General features: G+C 59.6%; 9 protein-coding genes. 5 read left to right on the forward strand and 4 right to left on the reverse strand.

Annotated features, from left to right (window positions below; translation table 11 throughout):
• The first annotated feature begins 32 nt into the window (after positions 1–32).
• The 5 genes from rbfA (at position 33) to HX817_RS16830 (ending at position 5,001) form a co-directional block, all read left to right on the forward strand.
• Entirely contained in the window at positions 33–434 is a 402-nt protein-coding gene (gene rbfA, locus HX817_RS16810) for a 30S ribosome-binding factor RbfA (protein ID WP_003212184.1), read from the forward strand.
• Between the two features lie 3 nt (positions 435–437).
• Entirely contained in the window at positions 438–1,355 is a 918-nt protein-coding gene (gene truB / locus HX817_RS16815) for a tRNA pseudouridine(55) synthase TruB (protein WP_102368080.1), read from the forward strand.
• A 160-nt stretch (positions 1,356–1,515) separates the two neighbouring features.
• Entirely contained in the window at positions 1,516–1,785 is a 270-nt protein-coding gene (rpsO, locus tag HX817_RS16820) for a 30S ribosomal protein S15 (protein ID WP_003177875.1), read from the forward strand.
• Positions 1,786–1,979: 194 nt separating this feature from the next.
• A complete protein-coding gene (gene pnp, locus HX817_RS16825) occupies positions 1,980–4,085 on the forward strand; it encodes a polyribonucleotide nucleotidyltransferase (RefSeq protein ID WP_003212180.1) in 2,106 nt (701 codons plus the stop codon).
• Positions 4,086–4,380: 295 nt separating this feature from the next.
• Complete coding sequence (locus HX817_RS16830; RefSeq protein ID WP_003212178.1) at positions 4,381–5,001, forward strand: BON domain-containing protein; 621 nt, start codon at positions 4,381–4,383, stop codon at positions 4,999–5,001.
• Between the two features lie 331 nt (positions 5,002–5,332).
• On the opposite strand, the gene HX817_RS16835 is transcribed toward HX817_RS16830, so the two are convergent.
• The 4 genes from HX817_RS16835 to acs form a co-directional block, all read right to left on the reverse strand.
• On the reverse strand, positions 5,333–8,272 hold the full coding sequence (locus HX817_RS16835) for a DUF748 domain-containing protein (RefSeq protein ID WP_008436847.1): 2,940 nt from the start codon (positions 8,270–8,272) through the stop codon (positions 5,333–5,335).
• 108 nt (positions 8,273–8,380) lie between these two features.
• Positions 8,381–9,397: a class I SAM-dependent rRNA methyltransferase gene (locus HX817_RS16840; RefSeq protein WP_102368082.1), complete on the reverse strand. Its 1,017-nt coding sequence runs from the start codon at positions 9,395–9,397 to the stop codon at positions 8,381–8,383.
• A 43-nt stretch (positions 9,398–9,440) separates the two neighbouring features.
• On the reverse strand, positions 9,441–10,316 hold the full coding sequence (locus HX817_RS16845) for an oxygenase MpaB family protein (RefSeq protein WP_177009214.1): 876 nt from the start codon (positions 10,314–10,316) through the stop codon (positions 9,441–9,443).
• A gap of 6 nt (positions 10,317–10,322) precedes the next feature.
• The gene (acs, locus tag HX817_RS16850) at positions 10,323–12,260 is read right to left on the reverse strand and encodes an acetate--CoA ligase (RefSeq protein ID WP_177040624.1); all 1,938 of its coding nucleotides are present in this window, start codon (positions 12,258–12,260) and stop codon (positions 10,323–10,325) included.
• Positions 12,261–12,334: the final 74 nt, after the last annotated feature.

Below are 12,334 nucleotides of genomic sequence, written 5' to 3' on the forward strand. Positions count from 1 at the left end.
TTTCACCGTGTGGCAGCAACAGGTAACAAGACATGGCAAAAGAATACAGCCGTACCCAACGTATCGGCGATCAGATGCAGCGTGAGCTGGCACAGCTGATCCGTCGTGAAGTAAAAGACCCACGTGTTGGCCTGGTCACCATCACCGCCGTTGAAGTCAGCCGTGACGTTGGTCACGCCAAGATCTTCATCACCGTGATGGGCCAGGACAACAGCGAAGAAATCGCGCAAAGCATCAAGGTGCTCAACTCCGCCGCAGGTTTCCTGCGTATGCAGTTGGCCCGTGAAATGAAGCTGCGCAGCGTTCCTCAGTTGCACTTCCACTACGACGAAAGCGTCGTGCGTGGCGCGCACCTGTCGGCACTGATCGAGCGGGCCGTGGCTGAAGACAATCAGCACCCGGAATCCGCCACGCCTGAAGACGCCAAGGAGTAATCGGTGGCTCAGGTCAAACGTATCCGTCGTAATGTCAGCGGCATCATTCTGCTCGACAAGCCCATTGGTTTTACCTCCAATGCGGCGTTGCAGAAGGTTCGCTGGCTGCTCAATGCCGAGAAGGCAGGGCACACCGGCAGCCTCGACCCCTTGGCCACCGGCGTGTTGCCGTTGTGCTTCGGCGAGGCCACCAAGTTTTCGCAATACCTGCTCGATTCCGACAAGGGCTACGAGACCCTGATGCAACTGGGCAAGACCACCACCACGGCAGACGCCGAAGGTGATGTTTTGCAGGTTCGCGAGGTGACCGTTGGTCGTGCTGATATCGAAGCTGCCTTACCTGCTTTTCGTGGGCAAATCAGTCAGATACCGCCGATGTACTCGGCTCTCAAGCGTGATGGCCAGCCTCTTTACAAGCTGGCACGTGCAGGGGAAGTGGTGGAGCGCGAACCGCGTTCTGTTACTATTGCGCGCTTGGAATTGCTCGCCGTTGAAGGCGACACTGCCCGGTTGGCGGTGGACTGCAGCAAAGGCACCTATATCCGCACCCTCGTGGAAGATATCGGTGAGCAACTAGGCTGTGGCGCATACGTTGCAGAACTGCGACGCACCCAGGCAGGCCCTTTCACCCTGGCCCAGACGGTCACGCTGGAAGAGCTGGAAGCAGTGCATGCCGAAGGCGGCAACGAAGCGGTTGATCGCTTCCTGATGCCATCGGACAGCGGTTTACTGGATTGGCCATTGCTGCACTTCTCGGAGCACAGCGCGTTCTACTGGCTTAACGGCCAGCCGGTACGTGCACCGGATGCCCCGAAGTTCGGCATGGTGCGGGTACAAGATCACAACGGTCGCTTTATCGGTATCGGTGAAGTGAGCGAAGACGGGCGCATCGCGCCGCGTCGACTGATTCGGTCAGAATGACCGAAACCAGTTTGTGGTAAAAGCGCAGTAGCTTTTACTCAAACTGGAACGAGGGTGGCTGTTAGCAGGCATGGTCACTACTCATTTTTAGATACAGGGATTTGTCCCTGGCCTGTTGAAACTGCCCTTTGGGTGGTTTCCTGAAAAAAAGGATTGCCTCATGGCTCTCGACGTTCAAGAAAAAGCACAAATCGTTGCTGACTATCAGCAAGCTGTTGGTGACACTGGTTCGCCAGAAGTGCAAGTTGCACTGCTGACCCACAACATCAACAAGCTGCAAGGTCACTTCAAGGCCAACGGTAAAGATCACCACTCCCGTCGTGGTCTGATCCGCATGGTAAACCAGCGCCGTAAGCTGCTGGACTACCTGAAAGGCAAGGATCTGGGTCGTTATCAGACTCTGATCGGTCGCCTGGGTCTGCGTCGCTAATAAGCGATTGCGCTAGAGGTTGGTTGGCTGTCGTGTGTCAGTGGGTTTCCCGCTGGCCCATGGCAGGCTTCCAGCCTCAAGTTTTATCTGGATACACGTTTTACCCTGGACAGGCGTTGGGCCGATTCCCGACATTGCCCAAGAATTTCGCAAGAAGACAAGTTCCCCAAGAGCCACAAAGAAGGTAGGACACCGTGAACCCGGTTATCAAAAAATTCCAGTTCGGTCAGTCGACCGTTACCCTCGAGACAGGCCGTATCGCCCGTCAAGCCTCCGGCGCAGTGCTGGTCACCGTTGACGACGACGTCACCGTATTGGTGACCGTTGTAGGCGCCAAGACCGCTGACCCAAGCAAAGGCTTCTTCCCTCTTTCCGTTCACTACCAGGAAAAGACTTACGCTGCAGGTAAGATCCCTGGTGGTTTCTTCAAGCGTGAAGGCCGTCCTTCCGAGAAAGAAACCCTGACTTCCCGACTGATCGACCGTCCGATCCGTCCGCTGTTCCCAGAAGGCTTCATGAACGAAGTGCAGGTTGTCTGCACCGTCGTTTCCACCAGCAAGAAGACCGATCCGGACATCGCTGCGATGATCGGTACCTCGGCGGCCCTGGCCATCTCCGGTATTCCTTTCGATGGCCCGATCGGCGCTGCCCGTGTTGCATTCCACGAAAGCACCGGCTACCTGCTGAACCCGACTTACGAACAACAGAAAGCTTCGAGCCTGGACATGGTCGTTGCCGGTACTTCGGAAGCCGTGTTGATGGTTGAATCGGAAGCCAAAGAGCTGACCGAAGACCAGATGCTGGGCGCTGTACTGTTTGCTCACGACGAGTTCCAGGTTGTGATCAACGCTGTCAAGGAACTGGCCGCTGAAGCTGCCAAGCCAACCTGGACCTGGGCTCCTCAGCCAGAAGCTACCGCACTGCTGGGCGCTATCCGCTCCGAGTTCGGCACCGCTATCTCCGACGCCTACACCATCACCATCAAGGCCGACCGTTACGCTCGCCTGGGTGAGCTGAAGGACCAGGTTGTTGCCAAGCTGTCCGGTGAAGAAGGCCAGCCTTCTTCCAGCGAAGTCAAAGCAGCCTTCGGCGAAATCGAATACCGCACCGTTCGCGAAAACATCGTTAACGGCAAGCCACGTATCGACGGCCGCGACACCCGCACCGTACGTCCGCTGAACATCGAAGTCGGCGTTCTGCCAAAAACCCACGGTTCGGCCCTGTTCACCCGTGGTGAAACCCAGGCCCTGGTTGTTGCAACACTGGGTACTGCCCGTGACGCACAGCTGCTGGACACCCTGGAAGGCGAGAAAAAAGACCCGTTCATGCTGCACTACAACTTCCCTCCGTTCTCGGTAGGTGAGTGTGGTCGCATGGGTGGCGCTGGTCGTCGCGAAATCGGTCACGGCCGTCTGGCCCGTCGTTCGATTGCAGCCATGTTGCCTGCCGCCGACGTGTTCCCGTACACCATTCGTGTTGTGTCGGAAATCACCGAGTCCAACGGTTCCAGCTCCATGGCTTCGGTCTGCGGCGCTTCCCTGGCTCTGATGGATGCCGGCGTTCCGATGAAGGCACCGGTTGCCGGTATCGCCATGGGCCTGGTTAAAGAAGGCGAGAAGTTCGCCATCCTGACCGACATCCTGGGCGACGAAGACCACCTGGGCGACATGGACTTCAAAGTAGCCGGTACCGCCAAAGGTGTTACCGCGCTGCAGATGGACATCAAGATCAAGGGCATCACCGAAGAAATCATGGAAATCGCTCTGGGCCAAGCCCTGGAAGCGCGCCTGAACATCCTCGGTCAGATGAACCAGATCATTGGCCAGTCCCGTACCGAACTGTCGGAAAATGCTCCGACCATGATCGCGATGAAAATCGACACCGACAAAATCCGTGATGTTATCGGTAAAGGCGGCGCGACCATTCGTGCGATCTGTGAAGAGACCAAGGCTTCGATCGACATCGAAGACGACGGCTCGATCAAGATCTTCGGCGAAACCAAGGAAGCGGCTGAAGCGGCACGTCAGCGCGTCCTGGGTATCACTGCTGAAGCCGAGATCGGCAAGATCTACGTCGGTAAGGTTGAGCGCATCGTCGACTTCGGCGCATTCGTCAACATCCTGCCGGGCAAGGACGGTCTGGTTCACATCTCCATGCTGAGCGATGCTCGCGTTGAGAAAGTGACCGACATCCTGAAAGAAGGCCAGGAAGTGGAAGTGCTGGTACTGGACGTGGACAACCGCGGCCGTATCAAGCTGTCCATCAAGGACGTAGCAGCAGCCAAGGCTTCGGGCGTTTAATCACCCCGTCGCTGCAAGCTGAAAAAGGACTCTTCGGAGTCCTTTTTTTATGCCTGCGGGAAAGTGTCGCGAAATCAGGCGTTTAGCCATACCCCAAAAGCCGCAACTTGCATGCAGGCACGTTCGTCTTCATGCAAGTTGCACGATTCCGAAAATCACCTGTTTTCATAACGTGTTGTTTTATAAGGATTTAATTGGCCACGTCGAGTTGGCACACTGTCTGCAATATCCCTGTTAACGCTGCAGCATCAAGGTTTACGTACTGCAGACTTTTAATAAAACAGGAGTTACTCGTATGAAGAAGTTCGCTCTCGCTACTGCTACCGCTCTGACCCTGGCCATGGGTGCTAACGTAGCCTTTGCTCAGACTTCCCAAGCCCCTATGACGCTGGCGGCCGGTGAAGTCACCAAGGCTAAAGAGTCCACTTCGGATACCTGGATCACCACCAAAGTCAAAGCTGACCTGCTGACCGAGAAAGGTATTCCTGGTTCGGACATTAAGGTTGAGACCAACAAAGGTGTGGTTTCCCTGTCCTCGACAGTTGCTATCTCTGACGCTCAGAAAGCTACTGCTGTAGCGATCACCAAGAAAATCAAAGGCGTAACCGCAGTTTCGGCTGACGGCCTGATGGCTGGCGGCGCTACAAAGGCTGATAACGTCGACAAAACCAAAAGCGCAGCTGCTGGTGCCAAAGAGTCCACCTCGGACACTTGGATCACCACCAAAGTGAAAGCTGACCTGGTAACCGAGAAAGGTATTCCTGGCACCGACATCAAAGTCGAAACCAACAAAGGTGTAGTTTCCCTGTCCTCGACCGTCGCAGTGACTGAAGCGCAGAAAACCACCGCGGTGAACATCACCAAGAAAATCAAAGGCGTTAAAGCTGTATCGGCCGACGGCCTGAAAGCAGAGTAACGCTTAACGAATCGCCTGAGCTAGGCGGAGGCGGCCACGAGCGAGTCTAGTTATCCGCTCAATGCACCTCACAGGTTCATGCGACCGACCACACGGATGTGGTCATTACAGGCCCCGGCACTTGTGTCGGGGCCTGTTCTATTGTGGGTAGAAAAGTGGGGAGGTCAGCGAGGCTCTTGTGGCGAGGGGGCTTGCCCCCGTTGGGCTGCGTAGCGGCCCCTTGGTATGACGACGGTGATCCGCCTGAATGACCGCGACGCCCTCATTGGGGCCGCTACGCAGCCCAACGGGGGACAAGCCCCCTCGCCACAGGTGCTCAGCGGGTGCCGGTTTATTCGGCATCCAGATGCATCGGTGTTACCACCCGACCATCTTTCTCCGCTTCCCCAAGGTTTGCATCGATAAAGTAAACCCGCTCATCTTCCAGCTGCGCCTTGTCTACCAGGTAGTCCTTGATCGCGCTGGCGCGGTCCTGGCCCAGTTGGCGCAGCAACACGTCACTGCCACTCCAGAACTTGATCACACCGTCCCGCAGCTTGGCGGTGCGCTCGTCATTGCTCAGGTCTTTCCATTCGGCCGGAGGCTGTTGTTTCAGGCGGGTGCGGTAGATGCCTTCCAGCAGCGGCGCCTTTTCCTTTTCCGGTACTTCAAGCAGCGACGCCTGGGCCGGCACCTTGTCGCCACGGCGCTGGAGGATCTTGTAGTAGTTGTACTGGTATTCGCGTTCCAGCCGTTGTGCGGCCAAAAGCGGGCCGTCACTGCTGGCAGCGGCGGTGCCTTCGATCTCCAGGCGCAGCGCAGGGCGCTCCTTGAGGGCTTTGGCCAGGCTGTCGAGGGCCGACTGGGAATCCTTGCTCAGCTCGCTCGAGCCTGCGGCAAACGACACGTTGCCAAGGTCTTGGGCACCACCACCGCTGATCAGGCCGCCAATGAACTTGAATGGCGCCGTGGCCGCACGTACTACCAGGTTGCGCAGGGTCTGCCAGACAATCGGCATGACGCTGAACTGCGGGTTGTTCAAGTCGCCGGTCACCGGCAGTTCGATCGAGATCTTGCCGTCTGAGTCCTTGAGCAGGGCTATCGCCAGGCGAATCGGCAGGTCCACGGCGTCGGCGCTGTCGACCTTCTCACCCAGTTGCAGTTGCTCGACCACCACCTTGTTTTCGGCCTTCAACTGGCCCTTGGTGATGACGTAATGCAGGTCAAGGTTGAGCCGACCCTTGCGGATGCGGAACCCGGCAAACTTGCCCGAGTATGGCGTCAGGGTGGTCAGTTCGACGCGTTTGAAGCTGGTGGCGATATCCAGTGCGGCCATCGGGTCAAACGGATTCACGCTGCCCTTGATGGTGACCGGTGCATAACGGTCAACCTTGCCCTTGACGTCGACGCTCGCCGGTTTGGCCTGGCGACTGTCAATGGTGCCGATCTGGCCGTTGAGCTGCTGGATGGCCGTGGCGAAGTTCGGGGTCAGGCTGAAGTCGGCGAAGTTGGCCGAGCCGTCGTTGATCGCAATTTGACCAATATGAATGCCCAGGGGCTTCTCTTTGCTGGCCGCAGGTTTCGCCGCGGACTTGCCGGGGCTGTTGGCCGGCTGCGGGATCAGCAGGTCATCGATGTTGGTGGTGCGGTCATCGTTGATCATGAAGCGCGCATAGGGCTGCAACAGGTTGACCTTGTCGATCGACAGGCTGTCGCCATGTTGATAATTCACGCCTTCCAGCACCAGGCGCTGCCACTTGAGGAAGTCGCGGGTCTTCATGGTGTCCAGGGTGTGCAACTGGTCGACCTGGGCCCGGCCGGTCACCTGGAATGCCAGGGGGTCGGTGCTTTTCAGGTTCACGTCGAGGTTGCTGCCGAGCATGCCGCTACGCAGTTCCAGGCGGATAAATGGGCTGATATAGGACTGGGCGACGCGCAGGTCGATGTCTTTGGTGTCCACTTTCAGCTTGGCGCTGACCGGGCTCAGGTTGACCTGGCCGGTCGCCTCGAGCTTGCCTTGTTTGCCTACGCCGGTATCGAGCTTGAGGGTAAAAGGGCTTTGGTTAAGGCTGTCGAAACCCTGCAGGTCAAGGTTCAGCGGCCCGACTTCCAGGGCGACTGCCGGTTTGGCCGAGCGGTCAGCCAGATGCACTTGATAGTCGCGCAGTTGCACGTCCTTGAGCAGCACTTGCCAAGGCTTGCTCGGCGCTGCCGGTGCAGGTTTTGGCGAGTCGGCGGTAGCGGGTGCGGTGGCTGGCTCGGCTGCGGGTGCAGTTGCAGGTTTGCTCGGTTGGCTGGCAAACAGCTTCTGCCAGTCCAGCTGGCCGTCGGCTTCAAGGGCGGCCCAGGTTTCGAGTTTATTACTGCGGATCTTGCCGACGATCACTTGCTGTTTGGCCAGGTCCACGGTGGTTTCGCTGACGTCCAGCTTCTGCAGGCGCGCGAGCGGCCGGCCATCCGGTGCCTTGATCGCAAACGGCGCGACACTCAGGGCGACGTTGGTCAGGTTCAGCTCGGTTTCCTTGGCCAAGCTCAGCTTGTAGTCGGTGCTGAAGTTGAGGATGCCGTCTTCCAGAACCAGCGGCACCGCGTCACGCACATACGGCCACCAGACTTTCATCTTGCCGTCGGTAACCTTGAGTTTGCCCTCGGAGGCGATCGGGATCAGGCTGAAGTTACCGGTCCAGTCGATCTGGCCGCCTTCAGGGCCGGCTGCCACCAGGGTCATGTCGGCGTTGTCATCGGGCAGCGTGCTGAGGTTTTTCAGCTCGAAATCGAGTTTGTCGTAGAGAAACTCGATCGGCTCGCTCGGGCGCAAATCCTGGAAGTGCACATAGCCGCCTGCCAGCTTGATGTTATCGATGCGCAGCGGGAATGGCTTGGCGTTCGGATCGGTTGGTGTCGGTTCGCTGGCCGGGAGTTTGAACAGCTGCGCCAGGTTGAGCTGGCCGGATTTGTCGAACAGCAGCTCGGTCTTGGGCTTGTCGAGTTGTACGTCGGCCAGGTGCAGGGCGCGGGTCCACAGGCTGTCGATCTGCAGGTTGGCATAGAGGCGTTCAAAGGCCACTTGCTCCTTGCCCGGCTCACCGATATTCAGGCCCCACACGGTCAGTTCGAGGCTGAACGGGTTGAGCTCGATACGCTCGACACGCGCCGGCACCGTGGCGTAGTTGGCCAACTGTTGGTTGGCCACGCGAAGGGCAATACCGGGGAGAATCAGGAAGCCCAGCAAGCTGTACAGGGCAAGGGCGGTCAGCAAGGCGCCAGCGGCGCGAATCAATCCTTTGGGCATATGTGACGCCATCTATGTCAATCAAGAGTGCCTTGGAGTATGGCACGGGTTTACGGTTCCGAAGAGCCGGGCCTTTATTACTGCGCCCTGACCCTTTTGGGACAAGTCCTACAGTTGCAGGATCAGGGTCTTCAGCGGTGGTTGCTGGTCGTGGGACGGGAAGTCTGCGCCGGGTGTCATGACCTGCCAGTCGCGCACCGGGCGCCCGGCCTTTTCCGCACAGCGCAGGACCTGGTCACGCCAGTCGTCCATGCCGACTTTCGCCAGGTTGTTGCAGCAGATCAGCACGCCGTTGTCGGCCGTGGCCAGCAGCGCCGGCTTGAGCAGGCTCTGGTAGTCGCGCAGCAGGTCGACGGTGCCGAAGGCGCTCTTGGCCCAGGCGGGCGGGTCGAGCAGTACCAGATCGTATTGACGCTGCTCCAGGCGCGGGTAACTCGGCAGCTTCTGCCCCCGACGCTGGCTGATGGGCAGGCCGGCCAGTTGGCGGATTGCCGGGAAGTAGTCGGACTGGATGAATTCCATCGTCGGCAATTGCGGGTTGAGTTGACCGTTTTCGCGACCGACCGCCAGGTTGCCCTCGGCAAAGTCCAGGTTGCACACCTCACGAGCGCCACCGGCAGCGGCACTCAGGCCTACGCCGCAGGTGTAGGCAAACAGGTTCAGCACGCTTTTGCCGGCGCTGTGTGCCTTGACCCAGCCGCGAGTGTTGCGCAGGTCCAGGAATAACAGCGGGTCTTGCCCGGCATGGCGGCCGCGCACGCGGTAATTGAGGCCCCATTCGTGGCCGACCAGGTCTTCCAGGGCTGCGGGCTCGGCGCGGTACACCGTGTCTTCACGGTCGATGCGCGAGTTGCCCCGGGAGCGGTCGTTGTAGACCAGCAGCAGTTCAAGCCCCAGGTGCTGGTTGATTGCTTGATGCAGGTGCAACAGGTCGTCGCTTTCCAGCGACTGGTGAAAACTCTGCACCAGCAGTTGCGGGCCGTAGCGGTCGATTGTCAGGCCGCCGGCGCCTTCCTGGCTGCCGTGGAACAGGCGATAGCAATCGGTACCTTGTGCATGCAACTCGGCGAGCAGGTCCTGGCGATGATCGAGGGCGGCGCGCAGCGCCTGATTCAAGGAAGACATAGTGCGCGCCTTGCAGAGTAATTGGGGCGCGGGAGTTTAACAGTTATGGCTCCAGCAGGCCCATTCGCCTGTGGGCCCGCTGCACCGAACCATTGCGCATGGCCCAGCGCAACAACGGCGCGCTGCGCCTGACCCCGGCACGAATCATCTGGCGCTGGATCGGGCTTTGCTTCTGCCCGAGCATGTCGCTGGCCCAGTCCGGCAGCAGGTCGATACCGGCCTGCATCATCAGCGAGCCAAACGGCTTGGCCAGGGTGCTCGGAGACGGCGCATTGAGCAGCAGGCGCAGGACTTCGTCGCTGCGCTGGTCACACAGCAGTTGCGGGCGGATACGCTCAAGGTAATCGGAAATTTCCTGGCGCGAACGCGGCACATGGCGCGCGCCCAATTGCTCGGCCACCAGGGCGATTTCGCTGTAGTACCGGTCTTGATCCCTCGCAGATAAATCCGGGTTGCGATAACGCAGGTGGGCCGCGAGAAAGTTGCTGACCTCCGCCACATGCACCCAGGTCAGCAACTCGGGATCACTGGCGGCATACGGTCGGCCGTCCGGTGCATGGCCGACCACTTGCAGGTGGATGGTGCGCACTTTCTCGATCAGCCATTCGGCGTCACGCCGCGAACCAAACGTGGTGCCGGAAATGAACTGCGAGGTGCGTCGTAACCGCCCCAGCATGTCCTGCCGAAAGTTCGAGTGGTCCCACACGCCGGCCAACGCCAGCGGGTGCAATGCCTGCAACATCAACGCGCTGATGCCGCCGATCAACATGCTGCTGAAGTCGCCATGGACCTTCCAGCTCACCGAGTTCGGCCCAAAGAGACCCGGATCGCCCTTGGGGTTCTCCAGGTCGAGTTGGCCCAGCGACAAGCCGGTCAGGCTCATCAGCTGGTTTTCGATGCGGCTGCGAATGAATTCCATGGGTTCCTAGCGGTTGAGGCGCTTGTCGATCAGGCCGTCCACCACGCTCGGGTCGGCCAGTGTGGATGTATCTCCCAGGCTGTCCAGCTCGTTGCAGGCAATCTTGCGCAGGATCCGCCGCATGATCTTGCCTGAGCGGGTTTTCGGCAAGGCCGGCGCCCATTGAATCAGCTCGGGCTTGGCGAAGCTGCCGATTTCCTTGCTGACCAGGTCCAGCAGGTACTTTTTCAGCGCGTCGTCGGGCTCGACGCCATTCATGGGCGTGACGAAGGCATAGATGCCCTGGCCTTTTACGTCGTGTGGATAACCGACCACCGCGGCTTCTGCGACCTGATCATGCAGCACCAGGGCGCTTTCGACTTCGGCGGTGCCGATGCGGTGCCCGGAAACATTGATCACATCGTCGATGCGGCCGGTGATCCAGTAGTCACCATCCTCGTCGCGCCGCGCGCCGTCGCCGGTAAAGTAGTAGCCGGGGTAGGGTTTGAAATAGGTGTCGATCATCCGCTGAGGGTCGCCGTACACGCTGCGGATCTGCCCTGGCCAGCTGGATTTGATCGCCAGCACGCCGCTGCCGGCGCCACTGATTTCCTTGCCTTGCTCATCAAGCAGCACCGGCACCACGCCAAACATCGGCTGGGTGGCGCAGCCGGGCTTGATCCGCTGGGCGCTGACCAGCGGGCTGAGCATGATGCCGCCGGTTTCGGTCTGCCACCAGGTGTCGACAATCGGGCAACGTTGTTCGCCCACGGCATTGAAGTACCAGTCCCACGCTTCCGGGTTGATTGGCTCGCCGACACTGCCCAGCAGGCGCAGGCTGGCGCGGGAAGTGTTTTCCAGTGGGCCGTGGCCTTCCCGCATCAGCGCGCGTAACGCGGTCGGCGCGGTGTAGAAGATGTTGACCTTGTGTTTGTCGATCACCTGCCAGAACCGCGAGCTGTCCGGGTAGCTCGGCACGCCTTCGAACATCAGCGAGGTCGCACCATTGGCCAGTGGCCCGTACACGATATAGCTGTGGCCGGTGACCCAGCCGACATCGGCGGTGCACCAGAACACTTCGCCTTCGCGGTAATCGAGCACGTACTTGAAGGTCATCGCAGCCTGCAGCAGGTAACCGCCGGTGGTGTGCAACACACCTTTGGGTTTGCCGGTGCTGCCGGAGGTGTAGAGGATAAACAGCGGGTCTTCCGCATCCATCGGCTCGGGCGGGCAGTCGTCGCTGGCTGCATTCAGGGCCTGTTGATACTTGAGGTCGCGCCCTTCAGTCCAATTGACTGCCGCGCCAGTGCGCTGCACCACCAGTACCGTGCTGACACCCGGGCAACTGGCCAGGGCCTTGTCGACATTCTGTTTCAGCGCCACCGGCTTGCCGCCGCGCACGCCTTCATCGGCGGTGATCACCGTGCGGCAATCGGCGTCGAGAATGCGGTCGCGCAGGGCGTCCGGCGAGAATCCGCCAAACACCACCGAATGCACCGCACCGATCCGCGTACAGGCCAGCATCGCGTAGGCCGCCTCGGGAATCATCGGCATGTAGATGCACACCCGGTCGCCTTTCTTCACGCCACGGCTTTTCAGCACGTTGGCCAGGCGGCTGACGTTTTGGTGGAGCTGGCGGTAGGTAATTTTGGAAGACGTCGCAGGATCATCGCCCTCCCAGATGAAGGCCGGCTGATCAGCGCGTTGCGCGAGGTGACGGTCGATGCAGTTGTAACTGACGTTCAGTTGGCCTCCGGCAAACCATTGCGCGGCGCCGGTCTTGATGTCGGATTTCTGGACGGTCTGCCAAGGCGTGCTCCAGTCGAGAAAACGCTTGGCCTGTTCGGCCCAGAACGTATCGGGTTGTTCGACGGATTGGCGGTAGAGGCGCTGGTATTCCTCTTGACTGAGTTGCGCAGCCCGGCGGACGGCATCGGCGGTGGGGAACGTGCTGATATCGAACATGAGGGATCCTTATTCTTGTTTTTTGCGACAAGAGGGGAGCTTTGCGACCCTCGTAGGAGCTGGCTTGCCAGCGA

The organism is Pseudomonas sp. C6002 (genome assembly GCF_013385805.1).
Classification (GTDB): domain Bacteria; phylum Pseudomonadota; class Gammaproteobacteria; order Pseudomonadales; family Pseudomonadaceae; genus Aquipseudomonas.